The organism is Streptococcus sp. K0074 (assembly GCF_048843365.1).
Classification (GTDB): Bacteria; Bacillota; Bacilli; order Lactobacillales; family Streptococcaceae; genus Streptococcus; species Streptococcus mitis_BM.
This window is the reverse complement of sequence record NZ_CP184836.1, coordinates 1,456,896-1,482,726: the sequence shown is the minus strand read 5'-3', so window position 1 is coordinate 1,482,726 and position 25,831 is coordinate 1,456,896. Positions and strand designations below refer to the sequence as shown.

Genomic DNA, 25,831 nt, shown 5'->3' with positions numbered 1-25,831 from the left:
GACAGATAAACTTAAAAAATGTAAACTATTTACTGGTTAATTAAATGGTTAAATAACCGGTTTAGAAAAACTGTTTAACCGAGAAAAGAAGTTAAGAAATAGCTTCATCATTTATTGAAATGAGGGATTTATGAAATTCAGTAAAAAATATATAGCAGCTGGATCAGCTGTTATCGTATCCTTAAGTCTTTGCGCATATGCACTGAACCAGCATCGCTCGCAGGAAAATAAGGACAATAATCGTGTTTCTTATGTGGATGGTAGCCAGTCAAGTCAGAAAAGTGAAAACTTGACACCAGATCAGGTTAGCCAGAAAGAAGGAATTCAGGCTGAGCAAATTGTCATCAAAATTACGGATCAGGGCTATGTGACGTCACACGGTGATCACTATCATTACTATAACGGGAAAGTTCCTTATGATGCCCTCTTTAGTGAAGAACTCTTGATGAAGGATCCAAACTACAAACTTAAGGATGGAGATATTGTCAATGAGGTCAAGGGTGGTTATATCATCAAGCTCGATGGAAAATATTATGTCTACCTGAAAGATGTAGCTCATGCTGATAATGTTCGAACTAAGGATGAAATCAATCGTCAAAAACAAGAACACGTCAAAGATAATGAGAAGGTCAGCTCTGATGTTGCTGTAGCAAGGTCTCAGGGACGCTATACGACAGATGATGGTTATGTCTTTAATCCAGCTGATATTATCGAAGATACGGGTGATGCTTATATCGTTCCTCATGGAGGTCACTATCACTATATTCCAAAAAGTGATTTGTCTGCTAGTGAGTTAGCAGCAGCTAAAGCTCATTTAACTGGCAAAAATACGCAACCAAGTCAGCTAAGCTATTCTTCAACAGCTAGTGATAATACTAATCAAGCTATAGAGAAAGAATCAACTAGCAAGCCAGAAAGCAAAGTTGAAAATCTCCAAAGTCTATTGAAAGAACTCTACGATTCACCTAGCGACAAACGTTACAGTGAATCAGATGGTTTGGTTTTTGACCCTGCTAAGATTATCAGTCGTACACCAAATGGAGTTGCGATTCCGCATGGCGACCATTATCATTTTATTCCTTACAGTAAGCTCTCTCCTTTAGAAGAAAAGATTGCTAGAATGGTGCCTATCGGTGGTACTGGTTCTACGATTTCTACAAATGAAAAACCTAATGAAGTAGCGTCTAGTCTAGGAAGTCTTTCAAGCAGTCCATCTACTTTGAGTCATCCTTCCTTGCTTACAAATAAGGCTATCTCTTCAACATCTGATGGTTATATCTTTAATCCAAAAGATATTGTCGAAGAAACTGCTACAGCTTATATTGTAAGACATGGTGATCATTTCCATTACATTCCTAAGTCGAATCAAATTGGGCAACCGACTCTTCCAAACAATGGTCTAACAACACCTTCGCCTTCTCTTCCAATCAATCCAGGAACTTCACATGAGGAACATGAAGAAGATGGGCACGGCTTTGATGCTAATCGTATTATTGCGGAAGATGAGCAAGGCTTTATTATGAGTCATGGTGATCATAACCATTACTTCTTCAAGAAGGATTTGACTGCTGATCAAATCAAGGCAGCGCAAGAACACTTGAAAGGTGTAACTCCAGCAACACCAAGCCCAGCCAATGATGATCACGATGGCGATGAGCATGACCACCATCATGGTGAAGACCATGATCATGGTTTTGATGCCAATCGTGTCATCAGTGAGGATGAACAAGGCTTTGTCATGTCACACGGAGATCACAATCATTTCTTCTTTAAGAAAGATTTGACAGCAGAGCAAATTAAGGCCGCACAGGATCATCTGAAAACACATCATGGTGTAGAACCTGTAAAACCTCTTGCTAAAACAGTAGAGTCTTTCTCAAGAGATGCTAGTGATGAAGAAAAGATTGCTTATATCTCTAAAACTTATGGCGTTCCACTTGAAGCTATTAGAATTTCAAACGGATTCTTTGTTTTTGGAAATCCAGACCAAGCCTACGATCCAACTCATATCCATCCCTATGCTGTTCGTAAAGAACACGTTCGACTGCCACTCCAAACTGGCAATCCAGAACTTGATTTCCTAAATGAACTCTATACCACTGCTTTGAGAGATGGTGTGTCTCCGTACAGCTTACAGGTAGAAAATGGTAGTTTTGTGATTCCTCATGGCGACCACAATCACTACATCAAGGTGCAAACTAAGGGCTATGAAGTAGCTTTGAAAAACAAGATTCCAGCTCTACAATCCAACTACCAACCTGGAGCTTTTGATGAGAAGGCAGTCTTGGAAAAAGTAGATCAACTTTTAACTGATAGCAGAAGCATCTACAAAGACAAGCCTATCGAACAAAGACAGATTGAGTTAGCCTTAGGTCAGTTTACTGAAAACATAAAGAAACTGGCAACTAATTCTACAGCAGGTTATCTTGCGACACTGGATCTCTTTGATAAGCAATATATCCATATTGATGAAAGTGTCAAACCTGTTGAAACAAGTGATTTAGATAAGAAATATCAGGCCTTGATTGATAAAATCAATACACTGGATACAGACTCTTATGGACTTCCAAAGAAAGATCTTCTCGTTCGACTCCAAGAAGCTAAATTGGCTAAAGATGAGGCTGGTTTAGCAGCGGTTGAATCACAACTTCAAGCCTTGCAAGACTTTAATGACCGAACAGGTGTTACAACTGTGGAATACATCAAGTACTTCTACGAACACGTAAATGACGGTCGTTTGAGTGATGAACTTCGAAACAAAGTGGCTCAGTTGACTTGGACCTTGTATCAATCTCAATCCTTCCTTAAGGCAGCAGAATTGAACAAATTATTCCCAAGTATCTATCAGGCAAAACAAGAAGTGGAAGAAGCTTTGAAAGCTCAGCCAACTACTGCGAAATCAAGTCAGACAGTTCTAGATACTGAAAAAGTTGATAATCAAAGTGCCAAGACAGCTATTTATGGCTTCTTGAAAGAATTGTATGGAGACTTTATGCCTGAAGAGCATGTGAATCATGTCAGCAAGGAACAAGTAGAAAGTCTTTTGAGCAAGGCAACTCAACTCTTAGAGCAAATCCAAGAAGAAGGAATCAGACAATCCTTGGCAGAAGAAGTAGAAAATCTCAAAGCTGCCACAAACAAAGCTGATGCAGATTTGGATGAAGTAAATAGTCAGGTGAAAGATATCTTGACTCGTATCGCCAGCTCTCTTCAACAAGAGAAAGAAAATGCTGAGCAAGATCCTCAGACACTTGTACTCTATCAAAAACTCTACGATATTCTTATGTCGCTTCATTCTTATTTAGAAAACAATAAGGGTTCTGATGAGGACTTTGATAAGGTAGATGCTTTACTAGATCAACTTTCTGCTAAGAGTAAAGATAAGGCTGCTTTACTTGAATTGACAAAAGCTATTCTGATCTTGAATCAAGAAATCAAGTCAAAATCAAGCGCGAGTGAAGAAGCAAGTCCAGCAACAAATGCCGAGGCAAATGGTGATAAGACAAGTGCTGAGAACCAACCAAATGTAGCTACAGAATCTAACAGTGAAACTACTAGCGACGAAAACAAACCGAGCAACGCAACAGATTCTAAATCTGCTGAATCAGTTCCAGAAAAGGAAACAACAGAATCTTCTACAACTACTGGAAATCAAGAAAAACCAGTAGAATAAAAAAGTTGGTAGATAAAAAGTTTGTGGTCGTAGATCTAGGAGATTTTCCCATTCAAGGCTGTTTCCTATTTCTCATTGTAATTATAAACCATGGCAACATAAGAAAACGAGCATTTCCAACTGAGGAGGTGCTCGTTTTTTGATAGTTAGAAGTAGTTTTTATCCGTCTATTTAGAGTTGATTACAAGAAATTATTGACTTGAATGTGGATATAAGATTTATTCACTGATTATAATGTTTAAATAGTGCTCCAAAGCAAAGAATTATCCTCATGAGTATGAATCTTATAAATTAACTACCTCCAAACCATGTTCTGTCAAGCGATAGATGCTTGAACAGACCTCTTTTAAGAAACGACGGTCATGCGAAACAGTGATGATACCGCCTGGATAGGTTGCAAAGAGTTTTCTTATTTCAGGTTGAGAAGTTGGAGAAAAGTTTCGTGTAGGTTCATCCAGCAGGAGAAAGTTTGGTTTGCGCAGCACTAAATCCAAAAGCAGGAGTTTTCCCTGTTGCCCGCCAGATAAGGAGCGAATTTGATGCTGCATTTCTGGATAACTGAAATTGAGACTGGCTAAGTGAGATTGGATTTTCTGCAGTTCCTCTTTTTCTCCAGTTTTGCTGAGGTAGGCTATTGGTGATAAATCCAATTGCAGTTTTTTGTGGTAATCTTGTGGCATAAAACCAAGCGAAATTTCTCTTTTGGCGCTAAGCAGCTGTTGAAACTTGGCTAGCAGAGTCGATTTCCCAATACCATTTGGGCCAATGATACCGATTTTTTCTTGGCCACGAACAGTTAGTTGAAGTCCTTGAGCCAAAACTAGCTCACCAATGGACAAATTCTCTTTTTCCAGTTGGATTAAGACTTTAGATGCCGGTAATGGCTGTATATCTGAGAAAAAAAGTCTGATTTCTTCCTCTTCAAGTGGTTTTTGGGTCATGGACTGAGCTGTCTTTTCAAAGCGTTTTTCTTGAGAGAGGACATTTTTCATCTTTTTAGCCAATAGGCGACCTGCAGTACTGTCTTTGGTAGCTCGAAGAGCAGTTTCTACATTTTGTTTAACTCGTTGATGTTTTTCCATAGTTTTATTGTAGGCTCTTTGGTCGTTGGTTGCTTGCTGGCTTTGTCTGGCAAAATTAGCCTTTCTCTGCTCACTATAACTATCATAGTCTAAATGCTCTACTAGTGTTTCCGCTTCTTTACGGTGCTTGACCAGTCGCAAGTGAACAATAGTGTCTACCGTTTCAGAAAGAAAGTCCTCATCATGGGAAATGAAAATAACGGTTTGTCTAATCTTGCGAATCTGACCTTTTAGCCAATCAACCGTCTCAAGATCCAAGTCATTTGAAGGTTCATCTAAAAATAGAATCTCAAAGGGTTTGGCTAACTCATGGATGAGCTGAATTTTCAAAGCTTCACCCCCTGATAGACTACCAATTTCTTGGTTGCTAGCGAAGCGATCGCCATCAAAATGCAACTCCTCCGCCAAACGATAGAGGACACTGTAATCTAAATCGATAGTATCTAAAAAGAAGTAGTCGTGTAGAGTTTTCTTTTTCAGGTCCTCAGGGACTTTTTGAGGAATGTAGGCTATTGATTGATAATCAGATTGAATGTCTCCCCTGATAGTGAAATCAGGCAAAGCTTCCCCCATTAAAGTTTTAAGTAAGGTTGATTTGCCATTTCCTTCCTCTCCAATAATAGCTACCTTTTCCCCATCCTGGATGGTCATGCTTAGATCAGAGACAAGGTCTCGTAAATCTTTGTTTTGTGTGATGGTCAGGTGATTGATTTTTATCATATGATTGTCCTTTCTAGAATGTTGATATTGCATAACAAAAAGCTCTACTTTACCTAGTAGAGCCAAAGTTTATGTCAAAAAAACTCTATTAATACTCTTCGAAAATCTCTTCAAACCACGTCAGCGTCGCCTTACCGTAGATATATGTAACTGACTTCGTCAGTCTTATCTACAACCTCAAAGCAGTGCTTTAAGCAACCTGTGGCTCGCTTCCTAGTTTGCTCTTTGATTTTCATTGAGTATAAAATGCCAGAAGAAAGAGCATAAAAGAGTACACAAAAAGAGACAAAAACAAGATCTACTAAATAAAGGTTCTTTATTTGATAGACTTAGTTGTTCATGTCTCCCTTACCTCCGAGTATTAGTATCTTTATACTATACCTTTAAGGAAATTTTGTCAACAGAAAACTGGAAATTCCAAGTTCTAAAATCCAAAAACAGGTCCATAAAGAGTCAGTACGTGTTTGACATGCTCGTAATGGAATTTGTCGTAGTTTCGCCAAGCAATGCGTGCTTGGTCGTTCAGTTTTAGGCTACCGAGGCCTATCAGAAGACTGGTACGTTGGTAAAATTTCTCAAGGTCGATTAAGATACTGTTGTTCAACTTTTCCGCTTTTTTGAGCTCTTGCAGAGTAGTATTTAGCAGCTCTTGCAGTCGAATATCATCTGCCGTACCTTGTTTACAGTTTTGGTAGCTTTTATTTAACTCGGATAGGAGTTGGGTTGCATTAGTAATGAGTTCTTTGTCTTCCATGTGAGCATCCTCCTTGCTATCATGTATTATTGCCTATAGATAGCACTAAAAAACAAAAATCACATAGTGAATATATTAAAAATTCGAATTTTAATTACAAAGTTTGGTGGGCTGATTTGTAGCCTTTTCATGGTATAATCAAGAGAGTAAATCTTTATGGAGGAAGTATGAAATTAAATATTCAAGAAATTCGTAAGCAGTCTGAAGGCTTGCATTTTGAACAAACCTTAGACCTAGCCGCAGACCTGCATGCACGTAATCAAGAAATTTTAGATGTAAAAGATATCCTTGCAGTTGGGAAAGTACAGTACGAAGACCGTATGTATTTCTTAGATTATCAACTATCTTATACCATTGTTCTTGCTTCAAGTCGCAGTATGGAACCAGTTGAGTTAGTTGAATCTTATCCAGTAACGGAAGTTTTCATGGAAGGTGCAACTAACCAACTAGATCAGGAAGTTTTAGACGATGATTTGGTCTTGCCTATCGAAAATGGAGAACTTGATCTTGCTGAGAGCGTGTCAGACAATATCCTACTAAACATTCCTATCAAGGTCTTGACGGCTGAAGAAGAGGCTGGTCAAGGATTTGTTTCAGGAAATGACTGGCAAATCATGACAGAAGAAGAATACCAAGATCAACAAGCAGTTAAGAAAGAAGAAAACAGTCCTTTTGCTGGCTTACAAGGACTATTTGATGGAGACGAATAATGGTTTTGTCAAAAAAACGAGCACGAAAGGTGCTGGAAGAAATCATTGCTCTGTTTCCAGATGCCAAGCCCAGTCTTGATTTTACCAATCATTTTGAACTCTTGGTTGCGGTCATGTTGTCAGCCCAGACGACGGATGCAGCGGTAAATAAGGCCACACCAGGTCTCTTTGCTGCCTTTCCAACGCCACAAGCCATGTCTGTTGCAACAGAAAGTGAAATTGCCTCACACATTTCTCGCCTAGGACTGTATAGAAATAAGGCTAAATTCCTAAAAAAATGTGCCCAACAGTTACTAGATGATTTCGATGGTCAAGTCCCTCAAACACGTCAGGAATTAGAGAGTTTGGCAGGTGTTGGACGCAAGACAGCCAATGTTGTTATGAGTGTGGGGTTTGGAATTCCAGCTTTTGCAGTGGATACTCATGTGGAGCGTATTTGCAAACACCATGATATTGTCAAAAAATCAGCGACACCTCTTGAGGTGGAAAAGCGGGTTATGGATATTTTGCCACCTGAAAAATGGTTAGCAGCCCATCAGGCCATGATTTATTTCGGACGGGCTATCTGCCATCCTAAAAATCCAGAGTGTGACCAGTACCCACAGTTATATGATTTTAGCAATTTATAAGATGGGGTTTCAAAAGTTTTTGCTTGATTTTAAGCATGCTTTGTGCTATAGTAATTGATAACTAAATATTCCTTTAAACCTGTCCCGTGAGGCAGGCAAGGAGCGCGATAAAGTAGAAGGGTGAAGTCTATACTATTTGCAGTAGGGCTCGCTTGACTATACATTTCAAGTCTCCTTGTTTAAGGAGACTTTTCTTTTTGGAGGTTTGTCATGAAGACAAAAGAAGTTGTAGACGAATTGACCGTCAAACGGGCGATTACGCGTATTACTTACGAGATTATCGAACGTAATAAAGATTTGAATAAAATCGTCTTGGCTGGTATTAAAACTCGCGGTGTCTTTATTGCCCACCGTATTCAAGAACGTCTGGAACAGTTAGAAAATCTTTCAGTTCCTGTTGTAGAACTAGATACAAAACCCTTCCGTGATGATGTTAAAAGCGGTGAAGATACTTCTTTGATTTCAGTAGATGTGACAGATCGTGAAGTTATTTTGGTGGATGATGTGCTTTATACAGGTCGTACTATTCGCGCTGCCATTGATAATATTGTGGGTCATGGTCGCCCTGCGCGTGTGAGCCTAGCTGTTTTAGTTGACCGTGGCCACAGAGAACTACCAATCCGTCCAGATTATGTTGGAAAAAATATCCCAACCAGTCGTTCTGAAGAAATCATTGTAGAGATGACAGAACTAGACGGACAAGATAGAGTTCTGATTACTGAAGAAGCATAAAAGCTAAAGGAGTAGTTATGTCAGAAAATCAACAAGCATTGAACCATGTGGTGTCCATGGAAGACCTCACTGTCGATCAAGTGATGAAATTGATTAAGCGGGGGGGTGAGTTTAAAAACGGAGCTCAGTTACCATACCAAGATTATTCTATTGTATCTAACCTCTTCTTTGAAGATTCTACACGGACCCATAAGTCTTTTGAAGTGGCAGAGATTAAATTAGGGTTGGAACGATTAGACTTTGATGTGAAGACCAGCTCGGTCAATAAGGGTGAGACACTTTATGATACCATTTTGACCCTTTCTGCCTTAGGGGTGGATGTCTGTGTTATCCGTCATCCAGAGGTTGACTACTATAGACAGTTGATAGAGAGTCCAAGTATAAAGACCTCTATTATCAATGGTGGAGATGGTTCGGGCCAACACCCTAGCCAGAGCTTGCTTGATTTGATGACCATTTATGAGGAATTTGGTCACTTTGAAGGTCTCAAGGTTGCTATTGCAGGTGACTTGGATCACTCCCGCGTTGCAAAATCTAATATGCAGATTTTGAAGCGCTTGGGAGCTGAACTTTACTTTGCTGGACCTGAGGAATGGAGAAGTCAAGAGTTTGCAGACTATGGACAGTTTGTAACTATTGATGAAATTATTGATCAGGTGGATGTCATGATGTTTCTCCGTGTGCAACATGAACGCCATGATAGTGGTGCAGTCTTTTCAAAAGAAGACTACCATGCTCAACATGGCTTAACACAAGAACGTTACGAGCGCTTGAAAGAAACAGCAATCCTTATGCACCCAGCTCCAGTCAATCGTGATGTAGAAATCGCAGACCACTTGGTTGAAGCACCAAAATCACGGATTGTCCAACAAATGACCAATGGTGTTTTTGTTCGAATGGCAATCTTAGAATCCGTACTGGCGAGTAGAAACGCCAACTAAAACACAAGACGTTAAAAGACGCCAGTGAGCGTCCACGAGAGGTGAAAATATGACAAAAAGACTTCTAGTATTAGAAGATGGCACAGTTTTTGAAGGCAAGGCCTTCGGAGCAGATATTGATGTAACAGGCGAAATCGTCTTTAATACAGGCATGACCGGCTACCAAGAATCCATTACAGACCAGTCTTATAATGGACAAATCTTGACCTTTACTTATCCTTTGGTAGGAAATTATGGAATCAACCGTGATGATTACGAATCCATTATTCCAACTTGTAAGGGAGTCGTTGTTTTCGAAGAAGCACGTAGAGCAAGCAACTGGCGCAACCAAATGACCTTGGATGAATTTTTGAAAGCCAAGAAAATTCCTGGTATTTCAGGGATTGATACGCGTGCACTTACCAAGATTATCCGTAAGCATGGTACCATGCGTGCAACTTTGACTCATGTTGGGGACAGTATGGACCATGTAACGGATCAGCTCCAAGCAACAGTTTTGCCGACAGACAATATCAAGCAGGTTTCTACTAAAACTTCATATCCAGCTCCAGGAGTTGGTTTGAGTGTTGTCTTAGTTGACTTTGGTCTCAAGCACTCAATCCTACGTGAACTTTCTAAGCGAAACTGTAACGTGACGGTTGTTCCTTATTCAACAACGGCGGAAGAAATTCTCCATCTCAATCCTGACGGAGTTATGTTGTCAAATGGTCCAGGTAACCCAGAAGACGTTCCACAAGCACTCGACATGATTCGTGGTGTGCAAGGAAAAATTCCAATCTTTGGTATTTGTATGGGGCATCAACTCTTTGCAATGGCAAATGGGGCTAAGACCTACAAGATGAAGTTTGGACACCGTGGATTCAACCATGCGGTACGCGAAATTGCTACAGGACGTGTGGATTTTACAAGTCAAAACCATGGTTATGCAGTCAGCCGTGAGGATTTGCCAGAGCATTTGATTATCACCCACGAAGAAATCAATGACAAGTCAGTTGAAGGTGTGCGCCACAGATACCAACCTGCTTTCTCTGTTCAATATCACCCAGATGCAGCCCCTGGTCCACACGACGCAAGCTACCTATTTGACGAGTTTATCGAGATGATGGAAGCTTTTAAACAATCAAACTAAGAACGAGTAAAAGCTCGTCGGAGAATTTATTTAACTGAACACGGACGGAAAGCTCGGAATTTAGAGAAACCAACTTGGATTGTCAATCCTTCCTTAGTTTCCTAAAATTCAATCGCTTTCTATTCGTCCTTTGTATCTTATTTAATGTCGCTCTGTGAGGCGACGAATAGAAAGGCAGGTCGTTTCTTTTAGTCGCTATCAGGCGAACTAAAAACTCCCTGCACTAGATTTTTTACCGAAAAGTATCGTTTCGCTAAAAAATCGTCGGAGAATTTATTTAATGGCAACCTGAGAGTTGCCGAATAGAAAGGAGAAGATACATTGTTCGCGGAAGTGAACACGCCCTAAGAACTGTGTGAAAAAGATAAACATCGTCTTGACGCTGAAGGCGTCTGAACCTAGTTTCCTATTTTCACTGTGTTCTTTACGGGCTTTGTATCATAAACTATGCCTAAACGTACTGATATTCAAAAAATTATGGTGATTGGTTCTGGTCCGATTATTATTGGTCAGGCTGCTGAGTTTGACTATGCTGGGACCCAGGCTTGCTTGTCGTTGAAAGAGGAAGGTTATGAGGTTGTCTTGGTTAACTCAAACCCTGCCACCATCATGACGGACAAGGAGATTGCGGACAAGGTTTATATTGAACCAATTACACTTGAGTTTGTAACGCGTATTCTTCGTAAGGAACGTCCAGATGCCTTGCTACCAACCCTTGGTGGGCAAACTGGTCTTAATATGGCCATGGAATTGTCTAAAAATGGTATCCTAGATGAGCTTGGTGTTGAACTTCTGGGTACTAAACTATCTGCCATTGATCAAGCGGAGGACCGTGACCTCTTTAAACAATTGATGGAAGAGCTCAACCAACCAATTCCAGAATCTGAAATTGTCAACACAGTCGAAGAAGCTGTTGCCTTTGCAGCAACAATTGGCTACCCAGTCATCGTCCGTCCAGCCTTTACACTTGGTGGTACTGGTGGTGGTATGTGTGCCAACGAGGAAGAATTGCGTGAAATCGCTGAAAATGGTTTGAAATTGTCACCTGTTACCCAATGTTTGATTGAGCGTTCTATTGCTGGTTTCAAGGAAATCGAATACGAAGTGATGCGTGACTCAGCTGACAATGCTTTGGTTGTTTGTAACATGGAAAACTTTGACCCAGTTGGGATTCACACAGGGGATTCCATTGTATTTGCCCCTGCGCAAACCATGTCAGATTATGAAAACCAAATGCTACGTGATGCGAGCTTGAGCATCATTCGTGCCCTTAAGATTGAAGGGGGATGTAACGTTCAGTTGGCCCTTGATCCCCACAGCTTCAAGTACTATGTCATCGAAGTAAACCCTCGTGTATCGCGTTCGTCAGCCCTTGCTTCTAAGGCGACAGGTTACCCAATTGCCAAATTGGCTGCTAAGATTGCCGTCGGTTTGACCTTGGATGAGGTTATTAACCCAGTCACGGGTTCAACCTATGCCATGTTTGAGCCAGCCCTTGACTACGTCGTTGCCAAGATTCCACGTTTCCCATTTGACAAGTTTGAAAAGGGTGAGCGCCGTCTTGGGACACAGATGAAGGCCACTGGAGAAGTCATGGCAATCGGTCGAAACATCGAAGAATCTCTCCTTAAAGCTTGTCGTTCCCTTGAAATTGGGGTGCACCACAATGAAATGCATGAGCTTGCAGCAGTTTCTGATGATGCCTTGATTGAAAAGGTTGTTAAGGCCCAAGATGACCGTCTCTTCTATGTGTCAGAAGCTATTCGCCGTGGTTACACACCAGAAGAAATTGCAGAACTTACAAAAATCGATATCTTTTATCTCGATAAACTTCTACATATCTTTGAGATTGAGCAGGAGTTGGGTGCCCATCCACAAGATCTTGAAGTTTTGAAAACTGCAAAATTAAATGGCTTCTCAGACCGTAAGATTGCTGAACTATGGGAAACGACAGCTGACCAAGTGCGCCAACTTCGTTTGGAAAACAAGATTGTCCCAGTCTACAAGATGGTTGATACCTGTGCGGCTGAGTTTGACTCTGAAACACCATATTTCTATTCAACCTATGGATGGGAAAATGAGTCTATCAAATCAGATAAGGAATCTGTACTTGTCCTAGGTTCAGGTCCAATCCGTATCGGACAAGGAGTTGAGTTTGACTACGCAACTGTTCACTCTGTTAAGGCTATCCAGGCTGCTGGTTATGAAGCCATTATCATGAACTCCAATCCAGAGACCGTTTCTACAGATTTCTCTGTGTCTGACAAGCTCTACTTTGAACCATTGACATTCGAAGATGTTATGAATGTTATCGATTTGGAACAACCAAAAGGAGTTATTGTTCAGTTTGGTGGTCAAACAGCTATTAACCTTGCGGAGCCATTAGCCAAAGCAGGTGTGACCATTTTGGGAACGCAAGTCGCTGACCTAGACCGAGCTGAAGACCGTGACCTCTTTGAGCAAGCTCTTAAAGACTTGGATATTCCACAGCCACCAGGACAAACAGCTACCAATGAAGAAGAAGCAGTGCTTGCAGCTCGCAAGATTGGCTTTCCAGTTCTCGTTCGCCCATCTTATGTACTTGGTGGACGTGCCATGGAAATCGTTGAAAATGAAGAAGATCTTCGTTCTTACATGCGTACAGCGGTTAAGGCTAGTCCAGATCACCCAGTTCTTGTCGACTCTTATATCGTTGGTCAAGAGTGCGAAGTTGATGCCATTTCAGATGGAGAAAATGTTCTCATCCCTGGTATCATGGAGCACATCGAACGAGCTGGTGTTCACTCAGGTGACTCAATGGCGGTTTATCCTCCACAGACCTTATCTCAAAAGGTCCAAGAAACCATTGCAGACTACACCAAACGCCTAGCGATTGGGCTAAACTGCTTGGGAATGATGAATATTCAGTTTGTCATCAAGGATGAAAAAGTCTATGTTATTGAGGTTAATCCACGTGCCAGTCGTACTGTTCCATTCCTTTCTAAGGTGACCAATATTCCTATGGCGCAGGTAGCAACCAAGCTCATTCTTGGTCAAAGTTTATCAGAACTTGGCTACCAAGATGGTCTTTACCCTGAAAGCACTCGAGTTCATATCAAGGCACCTGTCTTTTCCTTTACCAAACTAGCTAAGGTAGACAGCTTGCTCGGTCCTGAAATGAAGTCAACAGGTGAAGTTATGGGTTCTGATACGACTTTGGAAAAAGCTCTCTATAAAGCTTTTGAAGCTTCTTACTTACATTTGCCAACCTTTGGTAATGTTGTATTTACCATTGCTGATGATACAAAAGAAGAAGCTTTGGACTTAGCTCGTCGTTTTCAAAATATTGGCTATGGAATCCTTGCGACAGAAGGGACAGCAGCTTTCTTTGCCAGTCATGGACTTCAAGCTCAACCTGTTGGTAAGATAGGTGATGACGATAAAGATATTCCAAGTTTTGTCCGCAAAGGAAGAATTCAAGCTATTATTAACACAGTGGGAACCAAACGTACTGCTGACGAAGATGGTGAGCAGATTCGCCGTTCAGCCATTGAACACGGTGTGCCCCTCTTCACAGCCCTAGATACAGCTAACGCCATGCTCAAAGTGTTGGAAAGCCGTAGTTTTGTCACAGAAGCGATCTAGTTGAGAAAAATTTTTCACATTTTTAAAGCCAGCGTTTTCTGACGCTGGCTTTTGCGATATTAGTGCAGGCTATTCAACTATCAGTTCTTCACTCAAGGATGATTATGAATTGTGATACGATAAGAATAAATTGAGAATGGCTTATGATGTTAATCGTTCCCCTTTTTTGTAATTCTAGTATATCAGATCAATATAAATTTGCATGCTACTCCCTTTTGAAAAAATGGCTATTTCAGGTGAAAAAAACGACATTTCAGATTTTCTGTTCCAGAAATAGCTATCGCTATGATATAATTATTTTATGATTATTACTATTCCTATAAAAAACCAAAAAGATATTGGCACACCATCTGATTCAGTCGTTGTTCTCGGCTATTTTGATGGTATACACAAGGGGCATCAAGAATTATTTCGTGTTGCCAATAAGGCTGCGAGAAAAGATTTATTACCTATCGTCGTTATGACCTTTAATGAATCTCCAAAGATTGCTTTAGAGTCCTATCATCCGGATCTGTTTTTGCATATTTTGAACCCTGCTGAACGTGAGAGGAAACTAAAGCGTGAAGGCGTAGAAGAATTATATCTCCTTGATTTTAGTAGTCAATTCGCTAGTCTCACGGCAGAAGAATTTTTCGCAACTTATATTAAGGCTATGAATGCTAAAATTATTGTTGCAGGTTTTGATTATACATTTGGTTCTGACCAAAAAACGGCAGAGGACTTAAAGGATTACTTTGATGGAGAAGTCATTATCGTTCCACCTGTAGAAGATGAGAAAGGAAAGATTAGTTCAACTCGTATCCGTCAAGCTATTTTAGATGGAAATGTGAAAGAAGCAGGAGAACTTTTGGGGGCACCGCTTCCATCAAGAGGTATGGTGGTTCATGGCAATGCTCGTGGTCGTACGATTGGTTATCCAACAGCTAATTTGGTGCTTTTAGATCGTACTTATATGCCGGCAGATGGTGTTTATGTCGTTGATGTTGAGATTCAAAGACAGAAGTATCGTGCTATGGCTAGTGTTGGAAAAAATGTGACCTTTGATGGAGAAGAAGCGCGTTTTGAAGTCAATATTTTTGATTTTAATCAAGATATTTATGGGGAAACCGTCATGGTTTATTGGCTTGATCGTATTCGAGACATGACCAAATTTGACTCAGTTGACCACTTAGTGGATCAGTTAAAGGCTGATGAAGAAGTAGCTCGAAATTGGTCTTAAGAGTTTGGATAATTAAAAAAGAGGTTGTTTGTAACCCAAAAGATAGATGAATAAGTCTAACTTTTGAGGTCATTACACTACCTCTTTTTATTCTTTTTCAAAGGTGAATCCTTCTCCAAGGATTTCATGGGCTTCTGTAATAGTTATAAAGGCTTGAGGATCGATTCGATGAATCATTTCCTTCATTTTCACAATCTCATTTCTACCGACAATACAGTAGATAATCTTCAAATCTTTTTGACTATAGTAGCCTTGACCAGAAATAAAAGTAACGCCTCTTCCTAGATCATCATTAATTGCTTTAGCAAGTTGGTCAGGACGTTTTGTGATAATCATAAAGCCTTTACCAGCATAGCCACCTTCTCCAATCAAATCAATGACACGAGAAACGATAAAATCAAATAAGAGCGTGTAAGAAACCAATCTCAAGTCCTTGAAGATTAGGAGAATGAGCATGAGAATACAAAAATCTAAGATAAAGAGCAGTTTTCCCATTGATATATGAGTGTATTTATTGAGAATACGAGCTAGAATATCAGTACCACCAGTTGTACCTCCAGCATTAAATATAATTCCAAGACCGATTCCCAATAGAATTCCCGCTATAAGTGCAGTAATCAGTAAATCACCTTGAAGATCAATATGAAGGGGAATACGCTCAAAAAAAGCCAACCAGGCGGACAAAGCTAAGGTTCCAAGCAAACTAGAATAGAGGGATTTTGCTCCAAATATTTTCCAAGCTAGGATAAAAAGGGGAATGTTAATCAGCAGGTTCATGAGGGAAACAGGGATTTTAAAAAGATAAAAGGTGATGAGGGTAATACCTGTCGCTCCTCCTTCAAAGAGGTGATGAGGAACTACAAAATAAGTTAGCCCAAAAGCATAAATGGCAGCACCTAGTAAAATGGTTAAAACGGGATAAATTTTTTTAATCATAGGAACCTCTTTTCTTATAAGTAGATTATATCAAATTTTTAAGGAAAATTTGAATGACTCCATTAGGATTTTTAATCTTTTTTTGATATAATTAGAAGTAAGAAAACCAATCTGAATCCTAAAATAGAAAGATTGATACTATGACAAAAATTAAGATTGTAACTGATTCATCTGTTACTATTGAACCAGAACTCGTAAAACAATTAGATATTACAATTGTTCCATTATCTGTAATGATTGATAATGTTGTTTATTCGGATGCTGATTTGAAAGAAGAGGGTAAATTTCTTCAGTTGATGCAAGCAAGTAAGAATCTTCCGAAAACAAGTCAACCACCTGTAGGTGTCTTTGCTGAAGTATTTGACGACCTATGCAAGGATGGTAGCCAGATTCTTGCTATTCATATGTCCCATGCTCTTTCAGGGACTGTAGAAGCAGCGCGTCAAGGTGCCAGCCTGTCTACTGCCGATGTGACAGTTATCGATAGTTCCTTCACTGACCAAGCCTTGAAATTCCAAGTTGTTGAGGCTGCGAAATTAGCACAAGAAGGCAAAGATATGGCGGAAATTTTATCTCACGTTGAAGAGGTAAAAAATCATACGGAGCTCTATATTGGTGTTTCTACTCTAGAAAACCTAGTAAAAGGTGGACGAATTGGCCGTGTAACTGGATTGTTGAGCTCCCTTCTCAATATCCGTGTTGTCATGCAAATGAAAGACCATGAATTACAGCCAATTGTTAAAGGTCGTGGAGCTAAAACCTTTAAAAAATGGTTAGATGAGTTGACAACATCTCTCTCTGAACGTTCTGTAGCAGAGATTGGAATTTCATATTCTGGTAATGCTGACTGGGCAAAAGAGATGAAAGAAAGTTTACAAGCCTATGTTGAAAAACCAATTTCTGTTTTAGAAACAGGTTCTATTATTCAGACTCATACAGGCGAGAATGCGTGGGCTATTTTGGTACGTTACCATTCCTAAAAAAATAAAGAAAATGCAAATAAACAGCGTTTTTAACTTGACCTATAAGGGATTTTAGGATATGATTATATTTGTTAATTAGAAATTAATTTGGAGGAATCATTAACATGGCAAACAAACAAGATTTGATCGCTAAAGTAGCAGAAGCTACAGAATTGACTAAGAAAGACTCAGCAGCAGCAGTTGAAGCTGTATTCGCAGCAGTAACTGATTACCTTGCAGCTGGTGAAAAAGTTCAATTGATCGGTTTTGGTAACTTTGAAGTTCGTGAGCGTGCTGCACGTAAAGGTCGCAACCCACAAACTGGTAAAGAAATCACAATTGCAGCTTCTAAAGTTCCAGCATTCAAAGCTGGTAAAGCTCTTAAAGACGCTGTTAAATAATCAGCCTTTGAAAAGCCTATCATATCAAGCATTTGAGCTTGTGTGACAGGCTTTTATTTTTCATTTTTTCACTTGTTTTAGGATGATATCAACCTGCATTTTCATTGTTTTATAAGAGAGATGAGTCTTTATGGTTTATTTGTCTCAAAATCAAACCCTGAAGGTGGATAATCGCATTCTATGATATTTTATTGATTTTCAGTTGTAATCATATCAAATATTTAAGTAGAAAGAAAAATCATATACTATCTATTGAAAATATTATAAATCAGATAAAAAGACAGGTGAAATCTTCTGTGTTATACTAGAGATATGTTAGATTTGAAAGAATACGGTATCGTCATGTGGTCGGAGGAAAAGATCATTTCTTTCCGTGAGAAACTTCTTAGTTGGTATGATGAAAACAAAAGAGATTTACCGTGGCGCAGAAGTAAAAATCCTTATCATATCTGGGTGTCTGAAATCATGCTCCAGCAGACCAGGGTGGATACGGTTATTCCCTATTATAAACGATTCTTGGAATGGTTTCCGACCGTGGAAAGTTTGGCAACTGCACCTGAAGAAGGTTTGTTGAAGGCTTGGGAAGGTTTGGGCTATTATTCTCGAGTTCGTAATATGCAGGCTGCTGCTCAACAGATTATGGCTGATTTTGGTGGTCAATTTCCAAACACCTATGAAGGAATTTCCAGCCTGAAAGGAATTGGACCTTACACAGCAGGAGCCATTTCCAGTATTGCTTTTAACTTGCCTGAGCCAGCTGTAGATGGTAATGTTATGCGTGTTTTGGCCCGTCTGTTCGAAGTCAACCATGATATTGGGATTCCAAGTAATCGCAAAATTTTTCAGGCAATGATGGAAATCTTGATTGACCCAGAAAGGCCTGGTGACTTTAATCAAGCTTTGATGGACTTAGGATCTGATATTGAGGCGCCAGTTAATCCTAGGCCAGAAGAGAGTCCAATTAAGGACTTCAGTGCGGCATATCAGAATGGCACAATGGACCGTTATCCAATTAAGGCTCCCAAGAAAAAGCCAATTCCCATTTATCTTAAAGCCTTAGTGGTCAAAAATACTCAAGGACAATTTTTACTTGAAAAAAATGAAAGTGAAAAGCTATTGGCAGGTTTTTGGCATTTCCCACTGGTAGAAGTAGATGACTTTTCGCAAGAGGAGCAGTTTAACCTCTTCCATCAGGTTGCAGAAGAAAGTGTGAATTTTGGCCCCAGTCCAGAAGAGAGTTTCCAGCAGGACTATGACCTAGATGTTGATTGGCTTGATGTTGATTTTGAGACTGTCAAGCATGTCTTTAGTCATCGTAAATGGCATGTTCAAATTGTAGCAGGTCAAGTGAGTGACTTCCATGATTTTTCAGATAGGGAAGTTCGCTGGCTTTCACCAGAAGAGTTCAAGGATGTTCCACTTGCCAAACCCCAACAAAAAATCTGGCAGGCTTATGCACAAGCCAACTTAGACAGTAGCAAAGACTAGCTATTGTGTCTTCTTGCTATTTTTTTGGTATAATAGTAGAGAAAAAGGTGAACATATGAAAAAAATATTAATTGTAGATGATGAAAAACCAATCTCGGATATTATCAAGTTTAATATGACCAAGGAAGGTTACGAAGTTGTAACTGCTTTTAATGGTCGTGAAGCACTAGAACAATTTGAAGCAGAGCAGCCAGATATTATTATTCTGGATTTGATGCTTCCCGAAATTGATGGTTTAGAAGTTGCTAAGACTATTCGCAAGACCAGTAGTGTACCTATTATCATGCTTTCAGCGAAAGACAGTGAATTTGATAAGGTTATCGGTTTGGAGCTTGGTGCGGATGACTATGTGACCAAACCCTTCTCAAATCGTGAGTTGCAGGCGCGTGTTAAAGCTCTCCTTCGTCGTACAGATTTGACTTCTGTAGATAATCAAGAATCAGATGAAAATAAAACTCAACCCTTGCAAATTGGGGACTTGGAGATTGTTCCAGATGCCTATGTTGCTAAGAAATACGGTGAAGAACTAGACTTAACTCACCGTGAATTTGAGCTTTTGTACCACTTGGCTTCTCATATCGGTCAAGTAATTACGCGTGAACACTTGCTTGAAACGGTATGGGGGTATGATTATTTCGGAGATGTTCGAACAGTTGACGTAACTATCAGACGTTTGCGTGAGAAGATTGAAGACACACCAAGTCGTCCGGAGTATATTCTAACACGTCGCGGTGTTGGTTATTATATGAGAAATAATGATTAAACTAATTAAAGACACAGTTTTAACCAGTGATTTTATCTTTATCCTCATTCTACTTGGCTTTATTTTAGTCGTGACCTTGCTTTTACTAGAAAATCGTCGGGATAATATTCGGTTGAAGCAAATCAATCAAAAGGTAAAAGACCTGATTGCAGGAGATTATTCTCAGGTATTGGATATGCAGGGAAGCTCTGAAATCACCAATATTACCAATAATCTCAATGATTTATCAGAAGTAATTCGTTTAACCCAAGAAAATCTGGAACAAGAGAGTAAACGATTACATAGTATCCTCTCTTATATGACGGACGGAGTCCTTGCGACCAATCGTCGTGGCAAGATTACCATGATTAATGACATGGCTAAGAAACAGTTAGGTGTTCAGAAAGAAGATGTTCTCAACAAGAGTATCCTAGAGTTGCTTAAGATTGAAGATGAGTATGAACTTCGTGATTTGATTACCCAAATTCCTGAACTCATCATTGATTCTCAGGATGCTAATGGTGAGTATCTGAGCCTTCGTGTTCGCTTTGCCTTGATTCGTCGAGAGTCTGGCTTTATCTCTGGTCTGGTTGCTGTTTTACACGATACGACGGAGCAGGAGAAGGAAGAGCGCGAACGGAGGCTCTTTGTTTCCAACGTTAGTCATGAGCTACGTACTCCTCTAACTAGTGTGAAATCTTATCTTGAAGCCTTGGATGAAGGAGCATTATCAGAACCTGTTGCACCAGACTTTATCAAGGTCTCTCTAGACGAAACTAACCGTATGATGCGGATGGTGACAGACCTTCTCCATCTTTCACGTATTGATAATGCAACCAGTCATTTGGATGTAGAGCTGATTAATTTCACTGCTTTTATTACCTTTATTCTTAACCGTTTTGATAAGATGAGGGGACCAGATGAAGAGAAGAAATATGATTTGGTAAGGGATTATCCGATTACTTCAGTCTGGATAGAGATTGATACAGATAAAATGACACAGGTGATTGACAACATTCTTAACAATGCTATTAAGTATTCTCCAGATGGTGGGAAAATTACAGTGACCATGAAGACAACCGATGATCAGATGATTTTATCCATCTCAGACCAAGGATTGGGTATTCCTAAGCAGGATTTACCACGTATCTTTGACCGTTTTTATCGTGTGGATCGCGCTAGAAGTCGTGCCCAAGGTGGTACGGGTCTAGGACTAGCAATTGCTAAAGAAATTGTCAAACAACATGAGGGCTTTATTTGGGCTAAGAGTGAATACGGTAAGGGATCAACCTTCACCATTGTGCTCCCTTATGATAAGGATGCAGTGAAAGAAGAAGTATGGGAGGATGAAGTAGAAGACTAGAATGAGTGAAACAGGCTTTAAATACAGTATTTTAGCGTCGGGTTCCAGTGGCAATTCCTTTTATCTGGAAACTCCAAAAAAGAAACTTTTAGTGGATGCCGGCTTGTCTGGGAAAAAAATTACCAGCCTACTTGCTGAAATTAATCGCAAGCCAGAAGATTTGGATGCCATCCTGATTACGCATGAGCATTCTGACCATATTCATGGAGTAGGTGTTTTGGCTCGTAAGTATGGTATGGATTTGTATGCCAATGAAAAGACCTGGCAGGCTATGGAAAACAGCAAGTATCTTGGCAAGGTGGATTCTTCGCAAAAGCATATCTTTGAAATGGGCAAAACCAAAACCTTTGGAGATATCGACATCGAGAGTTTTGGTGTTAGCCATGACGCAGTCGCACCGCAGTTCTATCGCTTTATGAAGGATGACAAGAGTTTTGTCATGCTGACTGATACAGGTTATGTTAGTGATCGTATGGCTGGCATTGTTGAAAATGCGGATGGCTATCTCATAGAATCTAATCATGATGTGGAGATTTTGCGAGCAGGTTCTTACGCTTGGCGACTCAAACAACGAATCCTATCGGATCTTGGTCACCTTTCTAATGAGGATGGTGCTGAAGCTATGATTCGGACCTTAGGAAACCGCACTAAGAAGATCTACCTTGGGCATTTATCTAAGGAGAACAATATCAAGGAACTGGCTCATATGACCATGGTCAATCAGCTGGCGCAAGCTGATCTAGGTGTAGGAGTAGACTTTAAGGTTTACGATACCTCACCAGATACCGCAACACCATTGACAGATATATAAAAAAGAAGGCGAGGGCCTTCTTTTTTATAAATTAGTAGATATTTGTTGTGGTATAATGTTCAAAAATGGTATAGGAGAAATAGCGTGAAAAGAAAATGGTTATTTAAGGATTACTATGACACATCAATTATCATACTTGCGTTGATATCTGTTGTTCTAGTCTTGCTTGGATTTGCTGAGATGGTCGATTTGGACAATCCTCCGTACAACATTATTGATTTACTACTTTGGGGTGTTTTTGTGGTAGATTATGGATGGCGGTTCTTTTTAAGTAAAGAGAAATGGCGATTCATAATTGAAAATATCTTTGATCTGCTAGCTATCCTGCCTTTAAATGCTATTTTTACAGTGTTTCGATTAGGACGTATCTTTCGCCTAGCAAGACTGACAAAATTACTGAAACTGACTCGTTTACTTAGAATAATTGGACTTACAGGTAAATTAGAAAGAAAAATTAGTAGATTCTTACGGACAAATGGCCTGATTTATATCTTGTATGTTAATATCTTTATCGTGCTAGTAGGAAGTTCAATTTTATCTGTAGTTGAAGAAAAATCATTCTCAGATAGTCTTTGGTGGGCTCTTGTGACAGTAACCACTGTTGGTTATGGTGATATTGTTCCAGTTTCCCTTTTTGGGAAATGGATAGCTGTTTTATTAATGTTGGTAGGGATTAGTACAATAGGAATGTTAACAAGTACCTTAACGAATTTTTTTGTAAAGGAGAATCCAGATGAACAGATACAATTTGATAAACTCCAAGATGAATTATCTAGTCAGAGAATATTAATAGAGAAACAATCTGAAAAGATAGAAGAACTACATCGAATGATAAAAGACTTAGTTGAAAAAATATAATAAAGGTGAGACAAAACTTGATTCGAGGAGAAATCAAGTAAGTCTTGACACAATAAAACGCATAATATCAAGGTCTGGCACCTTACATTATGCGTTTTTGTGATTTTTATTAGAATGGCAATTTCCCGGCGAAAGCACCTAATTTTTTCTTGGTCGTTTCATCGATTTGTTCAAGAGCTGAGTTGATGGCTTGAACGGTCATATCAGAAAGGGTTTCGAGGTCTTCTGGGTCAACGACAGCTGGATTGAAGTTAATGCTGACAACTTTCTTATCGCCAGTTAAGGTCGCTTGGACAAGATCTTGAGCAGATTTGCCAACAAATTGCATAGCTGCAAGTTCAGCTTGACTTTGTTCCATTTGTTTTTGAAGTTTTTGTGCTTGGCGCATCATGTTTTGCATGTTCATCATAAGATTTTTAAGATTCCTTTCATTTCAAGGCTTTGAGCCTTTTTAATAAATTTTTTTGCCATTTTTTGCCCTAAAAGTTGTCAAAAGCATTGGCGACTTCTTTTTGTTGAGTTGGGAATAGGTGAGAGTAGATGTTGATTGTTGTATTAATACTACTGTGTCCAAGTCGTTTCATAAGTGTAAAAAATATATAATCTTTTCCTTCACCATTTCTGAGTCCTTTTGAAACTAGAAATGCTGCATGTGAGTGTCGGAAATCGTGATTACGAATCATTTTTAATGATGCAGGCATTCTTTTTTTCAATTTAATCTTTTGATTAGAAACCATTGGAGCAGTTAGTTGTAAAGGACTGTCTTGAAAGATTTGTAAGTCTTCTGTATTGTCCGTAAACTCTACTAATAGGTGAGCTTGTTTTTCTTTCCATTCCGTTAGTTCTTGAACGAATGCTTTATGAATATAAATTCGACGATTGGATTGAGTAGTTTTTACCGTTCCGATATGGACCTTGTTATTACGAAAGTAAGCAGAATACTTAATATCGATATAACCCTCTGATAAATTAATCTGTTTCCAAGTTAAGGCCAATGCTTCGCCAACACGAACGCCTGTAAACATCAGCACTCGATAAAATAGCTGAAACATATATTCATCTTCTGTGAACAGAGAATCAAATAGCTTGAATTCTTCAGGAGTGAAATAAGACATCTCCTTGTGTTTATCAGGCAGTTTTCTTAGTCCATTGCATGGATTATCTTGTCTAAGACGATTAGCGATAGCAACATCAAACATTTTATGTAGAAAAATCATTAGCTGATTAACGGTCGTGCTTGATAGTGTTCCTCCTTTGACACTTGGTTGTTTGACCAACCAATCTCTAAATTTTTTTACTTCATGGATAGTAATGGCAGACATATCTGCATGCTCAAAAAACTTAGAGACATATTGGTTATAATAGGATATCTGTGTATCAATGGTACCACGTTTATTCCCACGGAGTTCATCTTCTTGTTGAACTAAAGAGTAAAGGTGAGAAACAGATATTTTATCTTTAATATGAACTTGGTGAAGTTTGTTTAATCGATAATCTGCTTCATATTGAACAGCTTCTTTACGAGTGGTAAATCCTGACTTTCTATGCCGTTTGATTTCACCAGTCAATGGGTCTATGCCATCGGTAATATCTACTTTCCATTTTCCCTTGTATCCTTTGATAACTGACATATTATTTTCCTCTTTCTATGTCAGTAGCGAAGAGTACAGTATCTATTATATCATTTTTTGAGATGATTTTGAATCCAAGAATTTCTTCGGCAATAGTCTTTGGTATTCTTCCAATCCTTTTGTTTTTATAAAGTTGAAAACCTCTTTCGACAAGTAATTTTTTACCCTCTCGTATAACACGTCTAGCTGTGCCTTCTGGATATCCTTGTTTTGTGATATCTATGTAGGTAACTGTTTGAATTTCTTGCATTTATTCATTCCTTTCCTTTTTCTTATTCAATTCTAAAAATAACTGGTACGATTTGTCTTGAATAGTTTCTTCTCTATCAGTCTGATTTTTAAAAGGGTTTGGTAATTTATTGCCATGGTCTATATAAAACATCTGGTCCATTGGTTCGTACTTGTAAAATTGCAGATGCTCTTTTTTGACTTCGACTACTAAGGATAATCTTCTCATTAGCTGGCCCCAAGAATCGATATGACTTGTTTTTCTTTTCTTAGTTAATTCTAAAAAGAAATTATAGGGAGAGTAGGGGCTAGTGATGATATAAATATTAGCTAGTAACGGCTTATCAAAATAACGACTACTTGCCATCGCTTTAACATTGTAAGGGTCAAACATTTTGAGTAAGTCTGAGTAGTCAAATTGATGGGGGCGTAATTCGTCTAAGATAATCACGTGTTCTAAATTGTATTGTTGAAAAGGGTCACGGATTGAGCCCGTAATAAAATAGTTAAGGTCGTACTGTTCTGCGTATTGACGTGCTAGACGAGTCTTCCCTGTTCCCGCTTTTCCAAAAAGCCAAATAATCGTAATAATTTCATTCCTGTCAATCATTTCTTGTCGCCATAGTTCGGCTTGTGTTTCTAGTCGTTTTAAATAGACGGTTTCTATTTTTTGCCTTGCTTTGGCATATTGTGAACCAGTAAGTCGTTGTTCAATTTCTGATTTTGTAATATTACCAGTATAAAGTAGATCCAGTAGATTATCTATAATCATAGTGTCATTTATTTCATATCGTTTAGTTACATTTCTTTCGATAGTGTCTAATAGGAGTAAATAGTCAAAATTCGCAATAACTTCTTTGGGAGAATATTGGTATTTATCTTGATTAGACTCCGTGTGATGGACGAGATATGAATAAGCATTGTTAACTGAACCCCTCCACTGCTCAAAACACTGTATTGGTTGTTTAGTCAACTTAGCAAGATTGTTTAAACTTCTAGCACTTTCAAACTGTAAAACAAGGTGTATATGTGGTGCGACAAGGTTTCCATCTTGCCCAATATCCTTATCATGCAATATTCCCGCAAAACGAAGCGGTTTTAGAATGTTCGTCATATACTCGATGATATCTTGTAAATTTGAAGGTTGGAAATACTCAATCTGTTGAACAAACATGACATTGCGTGCTTTTACCATTTA

General features: G+C 39.2%; 22 protein-coding genes. 15 read left to right on the top strand and 7 right to left on the bottom strand.

Features of this window, described 5'->3' with window-relative positions:
* Window positions 1-130 precede the first annotated feature (130 nt).
* The gene (locus ACN076_RS07250) at window positions 131-3,673 is read left to right on the top strand and encodes a pneumococcal-type histidine triad protein (RefSeq protein ID WP_420789708.1); all 3,543 of its coding nucleotides are present in this window, start codon (window positions 131-133) and stop codon (window positions 3,671-3,673) included.
* A gap of 284 nt (window positions 3,674-3,957) precedes the next feature.
* Here ACN076_RS07250 and ACN076_RS07245 read toward each other — a convergent pair whose 3' ends face one another.
* Entirely contained in the window at window positions 3,958-5,508 is a 1,551-nt protein-coding gene (locus tag ACN076_RS07245) for an ATP-binding cassette domain-containing protein (protein WP_420789707.1), read from the bottom strand.
* Between the two features lie 391 nt (window positions 5,509-5,899).
* Window positions 5,900-6,229, bottom strand: a complete 330-nt coding sequence (locus tag ACN076_RS07240; protein ID WP_060805711.1) for a hypothetical protein — start codon at window positions 6,227-6,229, stop codon at window positions 5,900-5,902.
* Window positions 6,230-6,396: 167 nt separating this feature from the next.
* On the opposite strand from ACN076_RS07240, the gene ACN076_RS07235 reads away from it, so the two are divergent.
* The 7 genes from ACN076_RS07235 to ACN076_RS07205 all read left to right on the top strand — a co-directional run bounded on the left by ACN076_RS07235 (window position 6,397) and on the right by ACN076_RS07205 (window position 15,213).
* Window positions 6,397-6,939 carry a DUF177 domain-containing protein gene (locus ACN076_RS07235; RefSeq protein WP_261219214.1) on the top strand — a complete coding sequence of 181 codons (543 nt, stop codon included), beginning with the start codon at window positions 6,397-6,399 and terminating at the stop codon, window positions 6,937-6,939.
* On the top strand, window positions 6,939-7,568 hold the full coding sequence (nth, locus tag ACN076_RS07230) for an endonuclease III (RefSeq protein WP_261219213.1): 630 nt from the start codon (window positions 6,939-6,941) through the stop codon (window positions 7,566-7,568). Before ACN076_RS07235 ends, nth begins: the two co-directional genes overlap by 1 nt.
* A 210-nt stretch (window positions 7,569-7,778) precedes the next feature.
* A complete protein-coding gene (gene pyrR, locus ACN076_RS07225; RefSeq protein ID WP_267248267.1) occupies window positions 7,779-8,300 on the top strand; it encodes a bifunctional pyr operon transcriptional regulator/uracil phosphoribosyltransferase PyrR in 522 nt (173 codons plus the stop codon).
* A 17-nt stretch (window positions 8,301-8,317) separates the two neighbouring features.
* Window positions 8,318-9,241, top strand: coding sequence for an aspartate carbamoyltransferase catalytic subunit (locus ACN076_RS07220; protein WP_420789706.1), 924 nt, complete (start codon window positions 8,318-8,320; stop codon window positions 9,239-9,241).
* Window positions 9,242-9,290: 49 nt separating this feature from the next.
* A complete protein-coding gene (locus ACN076_RS07215) occupies window positions 9,291-10,370 on the top strand; it encodes a carbamoyl phosphate synthase small subunit (protein WP_000166853.1) in 1,080 nt (359 codons plus the stop codon).
* A 447-nt stretch (window positions 10,371-10,817) separates the two neighbouring features.
* Window positions 10,818-13,994, top strand: coding sequence for a carbamoyl-phosphate synthase large subunit (carB, locus tag ACN076_RS07210; protein WP_261127647.1), 3,177 nt, complete (start codon window positions 10,818-10,820; stop codon window positions 13,992-13,994).
* A gap of 301 nt (window positions 13,995-14,295) precedes the next feature.
* Window positions 14,296-15,213 (top strand): bifunctional riboflavin kinase/FAD synthetase, encoded by a 918-nt coding sequence (locus tag ACN076_RS07205; protein WP_261127648.1) that lies wholly within the window; start codon window positions 14,296-14,298, stop codon window positions 15,211-15,213.
* Window positions 15,214-15,300: 87 nt separating this feature from the next.
* On the opposite strand, the gene ACN076_RS07200 is transcribed toward ACN076_RS07205, so the two are convergent.
* Window positions 15,301-16,149 carry a YitT family protein gene (locus ACN076_RS07200; protein WP_420789705.1) on the bottom strand — a complete coding sequence of 283 codons (849 nt, stop codon included), beginning with the start codon at window positions 16,147-16,149 and terminating at the stop codon, window positions 15,301-15,303.
* Window positions 16,150-16,289: 140 nt separating this feature from the next.
* Here ACN076_RS07200 and ACN076_RS07195 point away from each other — a divergent pair, with 140 nt between their 5' ends.
* The 7 genes from ACN076_RS07195 to ACN076_RS07165 all read left to right on the top strand — a co-directional run bounded on the left by ACN076_RS07195 (window position 16,290) and on the right by ACN076_RS07165 (window position 22,774).
* The gene (locus ACN076_RS07195; RefSeq protein WP_420789704.1) at window positions 16,290-17,129 is read left to right on the top strand and encodes a DegV family protein; all 840 of its coding nucleotides are present in this window, start codon (window positions 16,290-16,292) and stop codon (window positions 17,127-17,129) included.
* 107 nt (window positions 17,130-17,236) lie between these two features.
* Window positions 17,237-17,512 carry an HU family DNA-binding protein gene (locus ACN076_RS07190; protein ID WP_049535169.1) on the top strand — a complete coding sequence of 92 codons (276 nt, stop codon included), beginning with the start codon at window positions 17,237-17,239 and terminating at the stop codon, window positions 17,510-17,512.
* A 312-nt stretch (window positions 17,513-17,824) separates the two neighbouring features.
* Window positions 17,825-19,000 (top strand): A/G-specific adenine glycosylase, encoded by a 1,176-nt coding sequence (gene mutY / locus ACN076_RS07185; protein WP_420789703.1) that lies wholly within the window; start codon window positions 17,825-17,827, stop codon window positions 18,998-19,000.
* A gap of 55 nt (window positions 19,001-19,055) precedes the next feature.
* On the top strand, window positions 19,056-19,763 hold the full coding sequence (yycF, locus tag ACN076_RS07180; protein ID WP_261024623.1) for a response regulator YycF: 708 nt from the start codon (window positions 19,056-19,058) through the stop codon (window positions 19,761-19,763).
* Window positions 19,756-21,105: a cell wall metabolism sensor histidine kinase VicK gene (vicK, locus tag ACN076_RS07175; protein ID WP_420789702.1), complete on the top strand. Its 1,350-nt coding sequence runs from the start codon at window positions 19,756-19,758 to the stop codon at window positions 21,103-21,105. Before yycF ends, vicK begins: the two co-directional genes overlap by 8 nt.
* A 1-nt stretch (window position 21,106) precedes the next feature.
* Complete coding sequence (locus ACN076_RS07170) at window positions 21,107-21,916, top strand: MBL fold metallo-hydrolase (RefSeq protein ID WP_000004964.1); 810 nt, start codon at window positions 21,107-21,109, stop codon at window positions 21,914-21,916.
* Window positions 21,917-22,000: 84 nt separating this feature from the next.
* Window positions 22,001-22,774: a potassium channel family protein gene (locus ACN076_RS07165; RefSeq protein ID WP_203176280.1), complete on the top strand. Its 774-nt coding sequence runs from the start codon at window positions 22,001-22,003 to the stop codon at window positions 22,772-22,774.
* Between the two features lie 109 nt (window positions 22,775-22,883).
* Here ACN076_RS07165 and ACN076_RS07160 read toward each other — a convergent pair whose 3' ends face one another.
* The 4 genes from ACN076_RS07160 to ACN076_RS07145 all read right to left on the bottom strand — a co-directional run bounded on the left by ACN076_RS07160 (window position 22,884) and on the right by ACN076_RS07145 (window position 25,828).
* On the bottom strand, window positions 22,884-23,183 hold the full coding sequence (locus ACN076_RS07160) for a YbaB/EbfC family nucleoid-associated protein (protein WP_203176279.1): 300 nt from the start codon (window positions 23,181-23,183) through the stop codon (window positions 22,884-22,886).
* Window positions 23,184-23,253: 70 nt separating this feature from the next.
* Window positions 23,254-24,405 carry a tyrosine-type recombinase/integrase gene (locus ACN076_RS07155; protein ID WP_420789701.1) on the bottom strand — a complete coding sequence of 384 codons (1,152 nt, stop codon included), beginning with the start codon at window positions 24,403-24,405 and terminating at the stop codon, window positions 23,254-23,256.
* 1 nt (window position 24,406) lies between these two features.
* Window positions 24,407-24,655, bottom strand: a complete 249-nt coding sequence (locus ACN076_RS07150) for a DUF3173 family protein (RefSeq protein ID WP_420789700.1) — start codon at window positions 24,653-24,655, stop codon at window positions 24,407-24,409.
* Window positions 24,656-25,828 (bottom strand): Rep family protein, encoded by a 1,173-nt coding sequence (locus ACN076_RS07145; protein ID WP_420789699.1) that lies wholly within the window; start codon window positions 25,826-25,828, stop codon window positions 24,656-24,658.
* Window positions 25,829-25,831: the final 3 nt, after the last annotated feature.